We start from the raw sequence: 14982 nt of genomic DNA on the forward strand, positions 1-14982 counted from the left end.
CTACAGCGCCGACGACCCGCGCCGGGATGCCGGCTTCTCGCTCTTCTACCTGGGCATCAACCTCGGCGCGTTCCTGGGACCGATCCTCACCGGCATCCTGCAGTCCTCGCTCGGCTTCCACTACGGCTTCGGACTTGCGGCCATCGGGATGACGCTCGGGCTCATCCAGTACTCGTTCGGCCGCAAGGCGCTGCCCGCCTCGGCGCGGGAGGTGCCGAACCCCCTCCCGAAGTCCCGCTATCCGCTGGTCGGACTCATCGCGGCCGCCGCGATCGTGCTCATCGCCGTCCTCGTGCTCACCGGCGTGATCCGCCCCGACAACCTCGCCACCCTGGTGATCGGTGTCACGATCGTCGCCGCGATCACCTACTTCTCCGTGATCCTCGGCAGCCGTCGCATCGACGCCACCGAACGATCGCGGGTGTGGGCGTTCCTGCCGCTGTTCATCACGAGCGTCGCGTTCTGGTCGCTGTATCAGCAGCAGTTCACGGTGCTGACGATCTACTCCGACCAGCGTCTGAACCGCAACCTGTTCGGCTGGGAGATGCCCGTCTCCTGGGTGCAGTCGATCAACCCGGTCTTCATCATCATCCTGTCCGGTGTCTTCGCCGCGATCTGGACGAAGCTCGGAAAGCGTCAGCCTTCGACGCCCGTGAAGTTCGCGCTCGCGGCGATCATCATGGGATCGGCGTTCCTGCTCTTCCTGCCGTTCGCCGGCGGCGGGGAGAACTCCACGCCGCTGCTGGCGATCGTCGGGATCCTCTTCGTGTTCACGGTGGCGGAGCTGCTCATCTCGCCGGTCGGCCTGTCGGCTGCCACGAAGCTCGCACCTGGCGTGTTCCGCACGCAGATGGTCGCGCTGTTCTTCCTGTCGATCGCGCTCGGGACGGCGATCTCCGGATGGCTCGTGCAGTTCTACAACCCCGACGACGAGGTGCCCTTCTTCTCGATCCTCGGGGGGATCGCCATCGTCGTCGGCATCGGGCTGCTGCTGAGCGTCAAGCCCGTGCTGAAGCTCATGCGCGGGGTGCGCTGAGCGCGTCCCGCATCGGCGATCCGGCCGCCCGGCTCAGGCAGTGAAGAGGTAGCCGCGCGCGTTGTCGTAGCCGGCGATGGTCAGGCCGCTGCCGAGCAGCCCCTCCATCTGCGCACGCAGGCGCAGCCGCCACTCGTGGGCGGCCGCCGGGTCGGAGACGCGCATCGCCTCGATGTCGGCGGGGATCTCGAGGGTCTCGACCACCGCGTCGTCGGCCGGGGGCTTGGCGATGTCGGCGAGCGCCCACTCGACGTCCAGCCGGTCGCTCTCGTCACCCGCGTCGCCGCCGCCGAAGATGCCGTAGCGGTTCACGGAGTAGCCGGTGGCACGGGCGCCCAGCACCGAGAAGAAGAAGTGCGCGTTGCGCGCCACGAGCGGGTCGAACACCCAGGTGATGCGCCCGACGTCGCGCGAGAACGCCCACTGACGCTGGTGCTCCTTGAGCTCGCGACCCCAGCCGCGCCCGCGGTACTCCGGCAGCAGCGCGGTGATGTGCGAGTGCATCGCACGTCGGGCGGGCTCGCCGAAGAAGGCGATGGAGGCGCCGACCATGCGCTCCTCGTCGCCCTCGCCGTCGAAGAAGCCGACGACGTAGTTGCCCGACTGCTGCAGGGCGCGCAGGGTGCCGGCATCCACCACGCGCTGCGGACCCCGGATGGAGTCGAGCAGGCCCTGCGCGTCGAGGATGAGTTCAACGGTGTCGAGATCGCGGATGGTTCGCACGCACCCAGTCTGCCCCTCCTGGGCCCGTTCGCGGAAACGGAGCCCGGATCGGACCTCTCCGACGGCCCCGCACCGGTCGATCGCCGATAGCCTGAGCCGGTGGGTGCGAACGACGACAGAGCCAGGAAGCGCCTCTCCCGAACCCCGCCGAAGTGGGCGATCGTCGCGGTCCTCGCCTTCGCCGGACTCTGCTCGTCGTTCATGTTCACGCTCGTCGTGCCGTTGCAGGCCGAGCTGCCGCAGCTGCTGAACGCCTCCCGCGAGGACACGACCTGGGTCGTCACGATCACGCTGCTCGTCGCCGCCGTCGCCACCCCGATCTCGGGCCGACTCGGCGACATGTACGGCAAGCGCCGGGTGGTGATCGCGCTGCTCGCGATCCTGATCCTCGGCTCGGTGATCGCCGCGGTCTCCGGCTCGATCATCGGAGTGATCATCGGGCGCGCACTCCAGGGGGCCGTGACGGGCGTCGTTCCCCTCGGCATCGCGATCATGCGCGACGTACTGCCGCCCGAGCGGCTCGGCACCGCGGTCGCCCTTATGAGCGCGACCATGGGTGTCGGCGGCGCGATCGGCATGCCGGTGGCCGCCCTTCTCGCGCAGAACGCCGACTGGCACATGCTGTTCTGGCTCGCGGCAGCCCTTGGGGTAGTCGGCCTCATCCTCGTGCTGGCCGTGATCCCCGAGGATGTGCTCCGCTCCCCCGGGCGACTCGACGTGCTCGGTGCCATCGGGCTCGCCATCGGTCTCACCGGCATCCTGCTCTTCGTCTCCCGAGGTGCACAGTGGGGCTGGACCTCACCGCTCACACTGGTCTGCATCATCGGCGGACTCGTCGTGCTGCTGGTGTGGGGCTGGTACCAGTTGCGCACGAAGGACCCGCTGCTCGACCTGCGGGTGGCGGCGCGCCCCGCCGTGCTGTTCACGAACATCGCCGCGATCGGCATGGGCTTCGCGCTGTTCGCCTCGAACGTGACGTTCCCGCAGCTTCTCGAGATGCCCGCGGTCGGCGGCGCCGGGTTCGGGCTCGACATGCTCGCGGCGTCCCTCGTGATCATGCCCGCCGGCCTCGTGATGATGGTGATCTCCCCGCTCTCCGGCTGGCTCGAGCGCACGGTCGGACCGCGGCCGCTGTTCACCGTCGGCGCCGGCGCGATCGTGCTCGCCTACGTGTTCGTGCTGCTGTGGTCTTCCGAGGTGTGGCACATCTTCGTCGCCAACATCTTCATCGGAGTCGGCATCGGCTTCACTTTCGCCGCGATGCCCATGATCATCATGCGGTCGGTGCCGGCGAACGAGACCGGCGCCTCGAACGGCCTGAACGCCCTGTTCCGCTCGGTCGGCACCTCGAGCGCCTCGGCCGTGATGGGCGGCGTGCTCGCGGCGATGAGCATCGACGTCGACGGTGTCGCGGTTCCGACCCGCGCCGCGTTCGAGGTGTGCTTCTGGCTCGCGATCGCCGCCGGCATCATCGCGGTCGTGCTGTCGCTCTTCATCCCGAAGCAGCGCAGCTCCGAGCAGCATCCGTCCCTGCCCGGCTGAGTTCCCCTCCCCGCGCCGTCAGCGGGAGATCGTGCGCGGATCCGGGTCGCCGTCTCGCGGCGTGCGCAGCCGGTCCGGGATCGGCCACGCCAACGACACGGAACCGCTCTCAGTGCGTGTACTCCATGAGCTCGACGCCGAGCACCCGGAAGGCGTCGTGCGCGCGCAACCGGTGCGTGATGGAGAGGTCGTCGAAGCAGACGATGAGCGAGTAGGCGACGCCGGCACGGGGCCCGGCCAGCACTCCCGCCTCGGCGCGGACACCACGATCGCGACCGGTCTTGTTCACGAACAGCAGGCCGTGCGCGTCGTGATCGTGCGAGAACGGGTCGAGTCCGGTGGACGCCGCGACCAGACTCAGGTCCTGATTCAGGCTCAGCCACTCCGACACCTGCGCGCTGACCGCGGCGTCGACGACCTGCGAGTTCACCAGGGCCGAGAACAGCCCGGCGAGCTCCCGAGCGGATCCCACGGCGACCTGCGGGGCATCGTCCGGACCGCGGCGGTCACGGAACCGGTCGAGCAGGGCCGTACGGCGCAGCCCGAGCGACTCGATGCGCTCGCGCACCCGGTCATGTCCGACCTTCTGCAGCAGTGCGTTCACGGCGATCGGATCGCCGGCTGTCGCGGCCAGCACGGCGAGATCCTCGAGCGGCAGCGCCGGAGCGTGCAGATGCCGCCACAGGCCGGAGGTCTCCACGGCCTCGACACTGTCCCGCTCGATGATCTCGAACGGATCGAGCGCTCCACTTTGGAAACCGGCGGCCACCTCGATCAGCAGTGGGACGACGCCGAGACCCGCGACGGGCATGGTCACGTGATCGTCGCCGGCCAGCACGTGCACATGATTGTCGAGGTCGACGACGTGCACCGACACCTGAGCGCCGGAATCGACCAACCCCTCGAGCGACCGCAGGGTGGCCGTGAAGGAGCGGCGCCCGAGCGCGGCGCGGCGCGGGAGGCGACGACTGGTCCGCTGGGAGCGACGGCCCGCAGAAGACTCCGGCGCACCGCCGACAGACTCCGGGGCCGAGGAGTTGCGGAACCCTTCACCAGGCTCGAGAGCGCCCACGCGTGATCCTTACGAGGGGGGGATTTGCGGGATACCGCGGGGAAGCGCTCCCCAGCGGCAGGGCTATCGTAACCCCACCGCCGGGGGATGCATCACAGAGTCAGACGATTGGTCACCAGATGGTCACACGCGACGACTCGGGGAGCCAGAGGGCGTCTTCCTCGCCCACGCCGAACGCCTCGTAGAACGCATCGATGTTGCGCACGATCTGGTTGCAGCGGAACTCGTTCGGCGAGTGCGGATCGATGGTCAGCAGCCGCAGCGTCTCGGCGTCGCGGCTCTTCTGCTGCCACACCTGCGCCCATGAGAGCAGCAGGCGCTGCACGCCCGTGTACCCGTCGATGACCGGTGCCTCCGCGCCGCCGAGCGAGAGCTCGTAGGCCTTGAGTGCGATGCCGAGGCCGCCGAGATCGCCGATGTTCTCACCGATCGTGAGGGCGCCGTTGACGTGGTGCTCGGCATCCAGCCCCTCGGGGACGAGCGCGTCGTACTGCGCGATGAGCGCCTTGGTGCGTTCCTCGAAGGCCGAACGGTCGGCGTCGGTCCACCAGTCCTGGAGTCGGCCGTCGCCGTCGTATCGGCTGCCCTGGTCGTCGAAGCCGTGGCCGATCTCGTGCCCGATGACCGCGCCGATCCCGCCGTAGTTCGCGGCGGCGTCGCGGCTCGCGTCGAAGAACGGGTACTGGAGGATGGCCGCGGGGAACACGATCTCGTTCATGGACGGGTTGTAGTAGGCGTTGACCATCTGCGGCGGCATGTGCCATTCGAGGCGGTCGATGGGCTTGCCGACCTTGTCGACGTGCCGGTCGTGCTCGAAGATCGACGCCCGGCGCACGTTGCCGAACAGGTCGGTGCGGTCGATCTCCAGGCTCGAGTAGTCGCGCCACACCTCGGGGTGGCCGATCTTGGGCGTGAAGGAGTCGAGCTTGGCGAGCGCGCGCTCCCGGGTCTCGGCGGTCATCCACTCGAGGTCTGTGATGCTCTGGCGATACGCCTCGATCAGGTGGGCGACCAGCTCGTCCATCGCGGCCTTCGCCGTCGGCGGGTAGTGCCGCTCGACGTAGACCTTGCCGATCGCCTCGCCGAGCGCGCCCTCGGTGAGAGAGACGCCGCGCTTCCAGCGCTCGCGGATCGTCGGCACGCCGGTGAGCTCGGTGCCGTAGAACGAGAAGTTCTCCTGCACCAGGTCGTCGGTGAGGTACGGAGCCGCCGCGTGCACGACCTTGGCCCGCAGCCACGCCTTCCAGTCGTCGAGCCGCTCGGGCGTGAGGAGCGAGCCGAGTCCCTCGAAGAAGCTGGGCTGCGAGACGACGACCTCGTCGAAGGCCGCCGGGTTCGACGGCGACACCGCTTCGCGCCACGGAGCCAGGTCGACGCCGGCGAGCTCCTGCAGCTCGTCCCAGGTCTTGAGGTTGTATGTCGCCACGGCGTCGCGGCTGCGCACGTTGTCCCAGTGGTGCCCGGCGAGCTCGGTCTCGAGCGCGATCGCCCGGTCGGCGTTCGCCGCGGCATCCGGAACACCGGCAAGGTCGAGCAGCCGTTCGAGGTGCGCGCGATAGGCGGCCCGGGTGTCGGCGAACGTGTCGAGCCGGAAGTAGCTCTCATCCGGCAGGGACAGCCCGGCCTGCATGAGCACGGGCAGGTAGCGCTCCGGGTCGCCCGGGTCGCCGTCGACGTACATGCCGATCACGGCCGCGCGACCGTCGCGGTCGTAGGCGCCCACCGTGCGCAGGAACGCCGGGATGCCGTCGATGGCGTCGACCTCGGCGAGGGTCTCCTCCAGCGGAGAGAGACCGGCGGCATCGATGCGCTCGGTGTCCATGAAGCTCGCGAACAGGTCGCCGATCTTGCGGGCGAGCGTGCCCTCCTCGGCATCCTGCGATTCCTCGATGATCGCCCGCACGTCTTTCTCGGCCTGCTCGGCGAGAAGATGGAACGAGCCCCACCGCGCCTTGTCGCCAGGGATCTCGGTGCGCGAAAGCCAGGCGCCGTTCACGTGACGATAGAGGTCGTCCTGCGGGCGGATGTCGGAGCTGAACTCATCAAGGGCGAGGCCCACGGGAAGAACGTCAGTCATGCGCACCAGCCTATGACCCGCCTCGGACTCCGGGCCGATTCAGCCCTTCCGGAACCAACGACGGCGAGCAGGTCGGCTCGACACCGGCGCGGCCGCGGGCCTCACCGCCCGACGCTCCGCCCAGGCCACGACCTCGGCGTCGACATCCCTCGGTTCGGTCACGACGGGAGGTCCGCCCTGGAGCTGGCGACGCGCCTCGCGCACGCGCTTGTTGAAGTCCTCGAGCACGTCACGCACGTCCGACTCGCGGCCGAGCAGGTCGAGCTGGTCGTTGAGCTCCCGGTCCTCGGTGCGCAGCAGGATGGCGGGCGGGCCGAGTCCGGTGAGGTTCTCGGTCTCGATCTTGCGGCGTATCCACCAGTCCTGGTCGTGGTGGGTGCCGAGTCCCTCGAGCGGCTTGCCTGCGCCGGGAAGATCGTCGAACTCGCCGCGACGGATCGCCACCTGGATCGCCGTCTCGATGAAGGCGGCTCTGTCGACGGTGGCGCCGGCTCCCGGCGGGACGCCCGACTCCTCGTCGCCGTGCGCGGTCTCGGCCTGCTGCTGCTGCGCGCGGTAGCGCGCCGCAGCTTCTCGGGGATCCGTCATGATGCACCTCCGCGGCATCCGATTCCCTCCACCCTACGACGGCTCTCGGGGGCACGGACGGACGAGGTCGGCGCCAGGTCATAGGCTCGGAGGATGACCGCGCGCCCCTCCCTCAACCGAGAGATCCTGCGCCTCGCGGTCCCGGCTCTCGGCGCGCTGATCGCCGAGCCCGCGTTCCTGATCGTGGATGCCGCCCTGGTCGGACACCTCGGCACCACCCCGCTCGCCGGCCTCGGCATCGCGGGGGCCGTGCTGCAGACGATCGTCGGGCTCATGGTGTTCCTCGCCTACTCGACCACTCCGGCGGTCGCCCGCCGCTTCGGCGCCGGACAGCCGGGCGAGGCCGTGTCGGTCGGTATCAACGGCATGTGGCTCGCGCTCGGACTCGGCGCGGTGCTCGCCGTCGTCGGCGCGGTCTCCTCACCGTGGCTGGTCTCATTGTTCGGCGCGAACGAGGCCGTCGCACAGCAGGCCAACGAGTACCTGGTGATCTCGATGTGGGGCCTGCCGGCGATGCTCATCGTGTTCGCCGCGACCGGCCTGCTGCGCGGCATGCAGGACACGATGACGCCGCTCTGGATCGCGGGGCTCGGCTTCGGCGCGAACGCCCTTCTCAACTGGCTCTTCATCTACGGACTCGGGTGGGGTATCGCGGGCTCGGCCGCCGGCACCGTGACGGCGCAGTGGGGCATGGTCGCCGCGTACGCTCTGGTCATCCGCCGCCTGGCGACCCGTCACAGCGCCTCGTTGCGTGCCCAGCGCGCGGGCATCCGCAGCACGGCGACGTCGGGCGGATGGCTGTTCCTTCGGACCGTGAGCCTGCGCATCGCCCTGCTCGCGACCGTGGGCATCGCCACCGGCATCGGCACCGAGGAGCTGGCAGGGTGGCAGATCGTGTTCACGATCTTCTCGGCCGCGGCATTCGCACTCGATGCCCTCGCGATCGCCGCGCAGGCACTCATCGGCAAGGAGCTGGGCGCCGGAGACGAACGGCAGGTCCACCGGGTGCTGGCCCGCACCGTGGCCTGGGGCGCGTGGTTCGGCGTCATCGTCGGCGGCCTGATCGCCGCGCTCTCCGGGGTGCTCGGCATCGTGTTCACGGGGTCGGCGGAGATCGCCGCCCTCGTTCAGCCGGCACTGCTCGTGCTCGCCGTCGCCCAACCGATCGCGGGTGTCGTGTTCGTGCTCGACGGGGTGCTCATGGGTGCGAACGACGCCCGCTACCTCGCGATCGCCGGCGGCCTGAACCTGGTTCCGTTCCTCCCGGCGCTGTGGATCATCGCCGCGACCGGGGTCGGCGGCACCGCCGGACTCGTGTGGCTCGCGGTCGCGTTCTTCGGCGTGTACCTGCTCGCGCGTCTGGGCACTCTCGGCTGGCGCGTGCGATCCGGGCGCTGGCTCGCGGCGACAGCCTGACGCCGCTGGCCGGCACTGCACCGATCCGCTCCATCGCGATTTCTCCCCCACCATCGGATTCCGCGGAATACTACGCGCGGAAACCCTGGTGCACTCGACGATGATCGGGGGACACTGAAGGGATGCTGGGGATGACGGAACCACAGGTATGGACGCTGATCGGCGTCTTCGCCGCGGGCATGTTCGGCACGATCACGCTGATCTCGACGATGTTCCTGCGCACGATGCAGAACGAGTTCGAGAGCGTGCGGACCGAGGTCCGCAACGAGTTCGCCAGCGTGCGGACCGAGATGCGGAGCGAGTTCGCCCATGTGCGCACGGAGATCAGCTCGGTCCACGGGCGCATCGATCATCTGGATCGCGACGTCAACGCGATCTACCGCCACCTCTTCGGCATCGATCGCGGCTGAGCGCGCCGTTCATCGCCACCGAGAAAGCGAGCTCAGGCGATCTCGAGCTCCGAGATCACGATCTTCTTCATGTGCATCAGCGCCTGGATCTGCTCCGGGCGCTGCTGCAGAAGGTCGAGCCCGGCGGGGACCACCTGCCAGCTGACGCCGAACCGGTCTTTGCACCAGCCGCATGCCTCCGCCTCCGGCACCGCGGAGAGCGCCTGCCAGTAGCGGTCGATCTCTTCCTGGTCGGCGCACTCGATCACGAAGGAGACGGCCTCGTTGAAGGTGAACTCCGGACCCCCGTCGAGGCAGCCGAATCGCGTTCCGTTCAGAGTGAACTCCCCGTTGATGACCTTTCCGGTCATGCCCTCGAAGTGCTCACTGAGGTTCTCATCCGGATAGTAGGTCACGCTGTCGATCGACGAGTTCGGGAACACCGAGACGTAGTAGTCCATCGCCTCCTGCGCCCTGTCGGCGAACCAGAGGAACGGGCGGATGGGTGTGACGACTGCCATGTCGACCTCCTCGATCGACACTCACGCTACGCCCGCAGCCACCGCCTGTCGAGGGGTTTCGACGGCGCTCAGCCCGCGTATCTCCGGCACCACTCGTACATGATCACGGCGGCAGCGGCGCTGGCGTTGATCGAGCGCGTCGAGCCGTACTGGGTGATCTCGATGTGGGCGGATGCTGCGGCGAGCGCCTCGGCGGAGAGCCCCGGTCCCTCCTGTCCGAACAGGAGCACGCAGCGCTGCGGGAGTTCGGCGCGATCCACGGGCACGGCACCCTCGACGTTGTCGACCGCGATGATCGGGAGGCCCTCCGCCGCAGCCCAGGCGGCGAAGGTCTCGACGTCTTCGTGGTGCACCACGTGCTGGTAGCGATCGGTGACCATGGCCCCGCGCTTGTTCCAGCGGCGGCGACCGATGATGTGCACGGTGTCGGCGAGGAACGCGTTGGCGCTGCGCACGATCGATCCGATGTTCATGTCGTGCTGCCAGTTCTCGATGGCGACGTGGAACGGATGCCGCTGCGTGTCGAGGTCGGCGACGATCGCCTCCATCCGCCAGTAGCGGTAGCGGTCGATCACGTTGCGGGTGTCGCCCGCCGCGAGGAGCTCGGGGTCGTACTGCTCCCCCTCGGGCCATGCATCCTCGCCTCCGGGCCAGGGGCCCACTCCATAGCCGGGCTGGGCAGTCGAGCCGCCGCGCGTCGGGCCCGCCGGAGTGTCGGCGTGCGAGGGGTCCGAAGCGGCGTCATCCATCTCGCCAGGCTATCGCCGGAGCGAACACCCAGATATTTAGGTGTGCCGAAAAATACGCTACGGTTTCGGTGTGCCTAAAAATTCCTCCCTTCCGATGACGACCCCGACCGCGCCCCCGGCCAGGGCCCCGCGCAGCCTCTGGCTGCTCGGCCCGGCGCTCGTCGCCGGCGTCGCGTACCTCGATCCCGGCAACGTCGCCAGCAACATGACCGCGGGGGCCCAGTACGGCTACCTGCTGGTGTGGGTCGTGCTCGCGGGCAACATCATGGCGTGGCTGATCCAGTACCTCTCCGCGAAGCTGGGCGTCGTCACCGGGCAGAGCCTGCCCGAGGTGCTGGGCGCGCGGTTGAAGCGACCGTGGGCCCGCCGCGCGTACTGGCTGCAGGCCGAGCTGGTCGCCATGGCCACGGACCTGGCCGAGGTCATCGGCGGCGCGGTGGCCCTGAACCTGCTGTTCGACGTGCCGCTGCTGCTGGGCGGACTCATCACCGGCGCGGTCTCGATGATCCTGCTCACGGTCCAGTCCCGCCGCGGGGCCCGCCCCTTCGAGTTCGTGATCATCGGGCTCATGGTCATCATCACGGTCGGCTTCGTCGCGGGCGTCTTCGTCGCTCCGCCGGACCCGGCCGGGGTGCTCGGAGGAATGGTCCCCCGTTTCGAGGACACCGGCTCGGTCCTGCTGGCCGCATCCATCCTCGGCGCGACGATCATGCCGCACGCGATCTACGCGCACTCCTCCCTCGCCCGTGACCGCTTCGGCGCCACGACCGCTCACGCCGGCGACGAGGCGGTGCGCACCGAGACCTCACGCATCCACCGCCTGCTCACCGCCACCCGCTGGGACGTATCGATCGCGATGGTGATCGCCGGCTCCGTGAACCTCTGCATCCTGCTGCTCGCCGCCGCGAACCTCGCCGGCGTCGAGGGCACCGACTCGCTGGAGGGCGCGCACGCCGCTCTCGCCGCGGGGCTCGGTCCGGTCGTCGCGACGTTCTTCGCCGTCGGACTCCTCGCATCCGGACTGGCCTCGACCTCGGTGGGCGCCTACGCCGGGGCCGAGATCATGCACGGTCTGCTGCACGTGCGCATCCCGCTGCTCGCCCGTCGCCTGGTCACGCTGATCCCCGCGCTCATCATCCTCGGCATCGGCTTCGATCCGACACTCGCCCTGGTGCTCAGCCAGGTGGTGCTCTCGTTCGGCATCCCCTTCGCCCTGATCCCGCTGGTCGTGCTCACCGCGCAGCGACGCACCCTCGGCGCCTGGGCCAATCGGCGCTGGACGACGGCCGCCGGCATCGTGGCCTCGGTGCTGCTGATCGCGCTCAACGGAGCGCTGCTCTGGCTCGTCCTGACGGGAGCCTGACCCCGGATAGGCTCTACAGCATGTCTGCCGATAACGCCCGCCGCGACGTCCGCATCCTCACCTGGATCGGTCTCGCGACGGGCGTGATCGGCGGCCTGCTGATCGCGTTCCCGAAGGTCATCGGCCTCGGCAGCCCGTGGGTGCAGCTGGCCCTGGGCGTCGCCACTCTCGTGCTGGCGTTCCGCGCGCGCAAGATCGGCATCGCCGAGATCGAGGGGTTCGACGGCCGACTCTCCCTGGCCGCCGCCCTCCTCGGCTTCCTCGTCCTGTTCTTCGCGGGTCAGGCCGCATACAGCCTGCTGGCCGCCGCGACGAGCTGACCTAAGCTGGTCCGGTGGCATCCCCTGCAGCTGACGACTATCTGAAGACCGTCTACGCGCACACCGAGTGGCAGGACGCACCGATCACTCCCTCGGTGCTCGCCGCGAAGCTCGGCATCGCCCCGTCCTCTGTCACCGAGATGGTGAAGAAGCTCGCCGCCGCGGGTCTCGTCTCGCACGTGCCCTACGGTGCGGTGCGGCTGACGGATGCCGGAACCCTGCGCGCGCTCGCGATGGTGCGCCGGCACCGCCTGATCGAGACCTGGCTGGTGCAGGAGTTCGACTACGGCTGGGACGAGGTGCACGACGAGGCCGAGGTACTCGAGCACACCATCAGCGACCGGCTGCTGGAGGGCATCGACGCCCGACTGGGACGCCCGCGCTTCGACCCGCACGGCGATGCGATCCCCGATGCCGACGGTCACATCGAGCGCGAGCCCTTCGTGCTCCTCGCCGACGCGCCGGCCGGGCACGCGGGCCGGGTGCTGCGCGTCGACGACCGGGACCCCGAGCTGCTGCGATCTCTCGAGGCGCTGGGCCTGGCGGTCGCATCGACCGTCACGGTGACGGCATCCGGAGTGGAGATCGACGGCGCGCAGACGGCACTGCCCGAAGGCGCGGCACAGGTCGTCTGGCTCAGCGCCTAGCTCCTCCGCAACACGGTCAGGTGCGCGTCGCCTGGGGCCTCTAGGCTGTGCACATGGCTCAACGTGACGACATCGAATGCTGGCTCACCGACATGGACGGCGTGCTCGTCCATGAGAACGACGCCATCCCCGGAGCATCCGAACTGCTCGCCGGTTGGGAGAGCGCGGGCATCCCGTACCTGGTGCTGACGAACAACTCGATCTTCACCGCTCGCGACCTGTCGGCTCGCCTGCGCACCAGCGGACTGCACGTGCCCGAGGAGCGCATCTGGACCTCGGCCCTCGCGACCGCCGACTTCCTGAAGCAGCAGCTCCCCGGGGGCTCTGCCTTCGTGATCGGCGAGGCCGGCATCCTCACCGCACTGCACGATGCGGGTTTCATCATGACCGAGACCAACCCCGATTTCGTGGTCGTGGGCGAGACGCGCAATTACTCGTTCGAGGCGATCACGAAGGCCATCCGCCTCATCATCGGCGGCGCGCGCTTCATCGTGACGAACCCGGATGCCACAGGCCCGAGCGCCGACGGACCGCTGCCCGCGACGGGCGCCATCGCCGCGCTCATCACGAAGGCCACCGGCAAGGAGCCGTACGTGGTCGGCAAGCCGAACCCGATGATGTTCCGCTCGGCGTTGAACAAGATCGGCGCGCACTCGAAGCGCACCGGCATGATCGGCGACCGCATGGACACCGACGTCGTCGCCGGCATCGAGGCGGGTCTGCACACGATCCTGGTGCTCACCGGTATCAGCGACCAGGCCGAGATCGAGAAGTACCCGTTCCGCCCGGATGAGATCGTGCAGTCGGTTGCCGACCTGCTCCCGCGGATCACCGAGACGATCACGACGGTCAAGATCAAGAAGTAGCCGATGGGCGCACTCGACGAGGGCGAACGACTCCGGGCGGCGGACGCCGCGGCCTGGCGTGCCTGGCTCGAGGCGAACCACGAGCGCGCGGCGGGCGTCTGGCTGCTGAGCGTGCGCGGCTCGTCCGACGGCGTCGGGTACGAGGACGCCGTGCGGCAGGCGCTGTGCTTCGGATGGATCGACGGCCCGGTGCGCGTCTTCGACGACGGGACCGACGACCGCGCCAACGGGCAGTGGTTCTCCCCGCGCCGCCCCGGCAGCGGCTGGGCGGCGACGAACAAGGCGCGCATCGCGGAACTCGAGGCCGAGGGTCTGCTCGCGCCGGCCGGCATCCGCGTGCTCGAGGTCGCGAAGGCCAACGGCTCTTGGACCGTGCTCGACGGCCCGGAAGCCGGGACCGAACCGGAGGAGTTCGCCGCCGCACTCGACGCGGTGCCCGCCGCGCGCGAGAACTGGGATGCATTCCCGAAGTCCGTCAAGAAGTTCGGACTCACGCACATCGCGATGGCCAAGCGCCCGGAGACCCGGGCAGCCCGCATCGCGAAGATCGTGGCGGATGCCGCGGAGGGGAGACGCCCATGAATCAGAGCGACGTGCTGTTCCTGGTGGTCTTCCTGATCCTGCTCAGCTCGCTGACCGTGTTCGTCGTGCAGTTCGTCCGCTCCCGCCGGGGGCGCGGCGGCTCGGACGACGGCCGCGCCGGCTGGTGGGAAGGCCCCTGGGACGACGACGACAAGTCCCGCTGACCTCGGACCCCGCTCCTGATCAGGAGGCCAGCGTCGCCCCCGGGATCGCAGCGAGGAGCTCGCGGGTGTAGGGATGCTGCGGGTCGTCGAAGATGCGCTCGGGGGTGCCGCTCTCGACCACGACGCCGCGCTGCATGACATGCACCTCGTCGGAGATCATCCGCACGACCGCGAGGTCGTGGCTGATGAACAGGTAGCTCAGGCCCAGGCGCTTCTGCAGGTCAGCGAGCAGGTCGAGGATCTGCGCCTGCACGAGCACGTCGAGCGCCGACACGGCCTCGTCGAGCACCACGAGTTCGGGTTCGAGCGCGAGCGCCCGGGCGATCGCGACGCGCTGGCGCTGACCGCCCGACAGCTCATGCGGCAGGCGCTCGGCCATCGCCGCGGGCAGGGCGACCTGCTCCAGCAGCTCGAGCACGCGGGCGTGACGGGTGGCCGCGGTGCCGATGCGGTGCACCCGCAGCGGCTCGGCGATCGACTGCTCGACCGTGTAGCGGGGGTCGAGCGAGGCGTAGGGGTTCTGGAACACCGGCTGCACACGGCGGCGTAACGCGAACAGCTCCTTACGGCGGAGCGTGGTCAGGTCGAGCCCGTCGAACAGGATCGATCCCGACGTGGCGTCCTCGAGGCCGAGCACCATGTTCGCGGTGGTCGACTTGCCCGACCCCGACTCGCCCACGATCGAGACGGTCGTGCCGCGACGGATCTCGAAGCTCACCCCGTCGACCGCGGTGAACGTCTGCGGCTCGCCGGCCTTGGGAGACCGGAGGGCGAACTCCTTGCGGAGGTCGCGGATCTCGACGAACGGCGTCCCGGTGGCGGCCTCGCGCTGCGGCAGCGCATCGCGGCGGGAGGCGAGGCTCGGCGCCGCGGCGAGCAGCTGCTTCGTGTACTCGTGCTGCGGGTTGCCGAGCACCTCGGCCGAGG

General features: G+C 69.4%; 17 protein-coding genes. 10 read left to right on the forward strand and 7 right to left on the reverse strand.

Annotated elements, in window-relative coordinates:
• On the forward strand, positions 1 to 1036 hold a 1036-nt coding region (locus tag ACNPM4_RS11290; RefSeq protein ID WP_448985770.1), incomplete at its 5' end, for a peptide MFS transporter.
• Positions 1037 to 1069: 33 nt separating this feature from the next.
• Here ACNPM4_RS11290 and ACNPM4_RS11295 read toward each other — a convergent pair.
• Positions 1070 to 1759 carry a GNAT family N-acetyltransferase gene (locus ACNPM4_RS11295; RefSeq protein ID WP_029261247.1) on the reverse strand — a complete coding sequence of 230 codons (690 nt, stop codon included), beginning with the start codon at positions 1757 to 1759 and terminating at the stop codon, positions 1070 to 1072.
• 99 nt (positions 1760 to 1858) lie between these two features.
• On the opposite strand from ACNPM4_RS11295, the gene ACNPM4_RS11300 reads away from it, so the two are divergent.
• Positions 1859 to 3301: an MFS transporter gene (locus tag ACNPM4_RS11300; protein ID WP_448985771.1), complete on the forward strand. Its 1443-nt coding sequence runs from the start codon at positions 1859 to 1861 to the stop codon at positions 3299 to 3301.
• A 109-nt stretch (positions 3302 to 3410) separates the two neighbouring features.
• Here ACNPM4_RS11300 and ACNPM4_RS11305 read toward each other — a convergent pair whose 3' ends face one another.
• From ACNPM4_RS11305 to ACNPM4_RS11315, 3 genes are all read right to left on the reverse strand, one after another.
• Positions 3411 to 4373 carry a serine hydrolase gene (locus tag ACNPM4_RS11305; protein WP_029261249.1) on the reverse strand — a complete coding sequence of 321 codons (963 nt, stop codon included), beginning with the start codon at positions 4371 to 4373 and terminating at the stop codon, positions 3411 to 3413.
• A gap of 112 nt (positions 4374 to 4485) precedes the next feature.
• Entirely contained in the window at positions 4486 to 6450 is a 1965-nt protein-coding gene (locus tag ACNPM4_RS11310; RefSeq protein ID WP_448985772.1) for a M13 family metallopeptidase, read from the reverse strand.
• A gap of 39 nt (positions 6451 to 6489) precedes the next feature.
• Complete coding sequence (locus tag ACNPM4_RS11315) at positions 6490 to 7038, reverse strand: DnaJ family domain-containing protein (RefSeq protein ID WP_448985773.1); 549 nt, start codon at positions 7036 to 7038, stop codon at positions 6490 to 6492.
• A 93-nt stretch (positions 7039 to 7131) separates the two neighbouring features.
• On the opposite strand from ACNPM4_RS11315, the gene ACNPM4_RS11320 reads away from it, so the two are divergent.
• Together ACNPM4_RS11320 and ACNPM4_RS11325 are read left to right on the forward strand one after the other, a co-directional pair.
• Complete coding sequence (locus tag ACNPM4_RS11320; protein WP_448985774.1) at positions 7132 to 8454, forward strand: MATE family efflux transporter; 1323 nt, start codon at positions 7132 to 7134, stop codon at positions 8452 to 8454.
• A gap of 131 nt (positions 8455 to 8585) precedes the next feature.
• Positions 8586 to 8864: a hypothetical protein gene (locus tag ACNPM4_RS11325; protein ID WP_029261253.1), complete on the forward strand. Its 279-nt coding sequence runs from the start codon at positions 8586 to 8588 to the stop codon at positions 8862 to 8864.
• A 32-nt stretch (positions 8865 to 8896) separates the two neighbouring features.
• Here ACNPM4_RS11325 and ACNPM4_RS11330 read toward each other — a convergent pair whose 3' ends face one another.
• Positions 8897 to 9364, reverse strand: a complete 468-nt coding sequence (locus tag ACNPM4_RS11330) for a VOC family protein (RefSeq protein WP_448985775.1) — start codon at positions 9362 to 9364, stop codon at positions 8897 to 8899.
• Between the two features lie 68 nt (positions 9365 to 9432).
• A complete protein-coding gene (locus ACNPM4_RS11335; RefSeq protein WP_448985776.1) occupies positions 9433 to 10113 on the reverse strand; it encodes a TrmH family RNA methyltransferase in 681 nt (226 codons plus the stop codon).
• A 94-nt stretch (positions 10114 to 10207) separates the two neighbouring features.
• On the opposite strand from ACNPM4_RS11335, the gene ACNPM4_RS11340 reads away from it, so the two are divergent.
• The 6 genes from ACNPM4_RS11340 to ACNPM4_RS11365 are packed head-to-tail and all read left to right on the forward strand — an operon-like array spanning position 10208 to position 14055.
• Positions 10208 to 11476, forward strand: a complete 1269-nt coding sequence (locus ACNPM4_RS11340) for an Nramp family divalent metal transporter (RefSeq protein WP_448985777.1) — start codon at positions 10208 to 10210, stop codon at positions 11474 to 11476.
• A 20-nt stretch (positions 11477 to 11496) separates the two neighbouring features.
• Complete coding sequence (locus ACNPM4_RS11345) at positions 11497 to 11796, forward strand: hypothetical protein (protein WP_448985778.1); 300 nt, start codon at positions 11497 to 11499, stop codon at positions 11794 to 11796.
• Between the two features lie 14 nt (positions 11797 to 11810).
• The gene (locus ACNPM4_RS11350; protein ID WP_262001708.1) at positions 11811 to 12443 is read left to right on the forward strand and encodes a metal-dependent transcriptional regulator; all 633 of its coding nucleotides are present in this window, start codon (positions 11811 to 11813) and stop codon (positions 12441 to 12443) included.
• 53 nt (positions 12444 to 12496) lie between these two features.
• Positions 12497 to 13309, forward strand: coding sequence for an HAD-IIA family hydrolase (locus ACNPM4_RS11355; RefSeq protein ID WP_029261258.1), 813 nt, complete (start codon positions 12497 to 12499; stop codon positions 13307 to 13309).
• A gap of 3 nt (positions 13310 to 13312) precedes the next feature.
• The gene (locus tag ACNPM4_RS11360) at positions 13313 to 13891 is read left to right on the forward strand and encodes a YdeI/OmpD-associated family protein (protein ID WP_448985779.1); all 579 of its coding nucleotides are present in this window, start codon (positions 13313 to 13315) and stop codon (positions 13889 to 13891) included.
• A complete protein-coding gene (locus ACNPM4_RS11365) occupies positions 13888 to 14055 on the forward strand; it encodes a hypothetical protein (RefSeq protein WP_181156300.1) in 168 nt (55 codons plus the stop codon). The genes ACNPM4_RS11360 and ACNPM4_RS11365 overlap by 4 nt, the downstream gene beginning before the upstream one ends.
• A 19-nt stretch (positions 14056 to 14074) precedes the next feature.
• Here the strand turns inward: ACNPM4_RS11365 and ACNPM4_RS11370 are convergent.
• Positions 14075 to 14982, reverse strand: a 908-nt coding sequence (locus ACNPM4_RS11370) for an ABC transporter ATP-binding protein (RefSeq protein ID WP_448985780.1), incomplete at its 5' end; no start/stop codon positions are given.

The sequence above is a fragment of the Microbacterium umsixpiens genome (genome assembly GCF_053543675.1).

Coding starts and splice junctions, on each gene's coding strand:
- ACNPM4_RS11310 (WP_448985772.1), bottom strand. CDS start 6,450: ATGACTGACGTTCTTCCCGTGGGCCTCGCCCTTGATGAGTTCAGCTCC.
- ACNPM4_RS11355 (WP_029261258.1), top strand. CDS start 12,497: ATGGCTCAACGTGACGACATCGAATGCTGGCTCACCGACATGGACGGC.
- ACNPM4_RS11345 (WP_448985778.1), top strand. CDS start 11,497: ATGTCTGCCGATAACGCCCGCCGCGACGTCCGCATCCTCACCTGGATC.
- ACNPM4_RS11365 (WP_181156300.1), top strand. CDS start 13,888: ATGAATCAGAGCGACGTGCTGTTCCTGGTGGTCTTCCTGATCCTGCTC.
- ACNPM4_RS11315 (WP_448985773.1), bottom strand. CDS start 7,038: ATGACGGATCCCCGAGAAGCTGCGGCGCGCTACCGCGCGCAGCAGCAG.
- ACNPM4_RS11330 (WP_448985775.1), bottom strand. CDS start 9,364: ATGGCAGTCGTCACACCCATCCGCCCGTTCCTCTGGTTCGCCGACAGG.
- ACNPM4_RS11320 (WP_448985774.1), top strand. CDS start 7,132: ATGACCGCGCGCCCCTCCCTCAACCGAGAGATCCTGCGCCTCGCGGTC.
- ACNPM4_RS11335 (WP_448985776.1), bottom strand. CDS start 10,113: ATGGATGACGCCGCTTCGGACCCCTCGCACGCCGACACTCCGGCGGGC.
- ACNPM4_RS11340 (WP_448985777.1), top strand. CDS start 10,208: ATGACGACCCCGACCGCGCCCCCGGCCAGGGCCCCGCGCAGCCTCTGG.
- ACNPM4_RS11325 (WP_029261253.1), top strand. CDS start 8,586: ATGACGGAACCACAGGTATGGACGCTGATCGGCGTCTTCGCCGCGGGC.
- ACNPM4_RS11360 (WP_448985779.1), top strand. CDS start 13,313: ATGGGCGCACTCGACGAGGGCGAACGACTCCGGGCGGCGGACGCCGCG.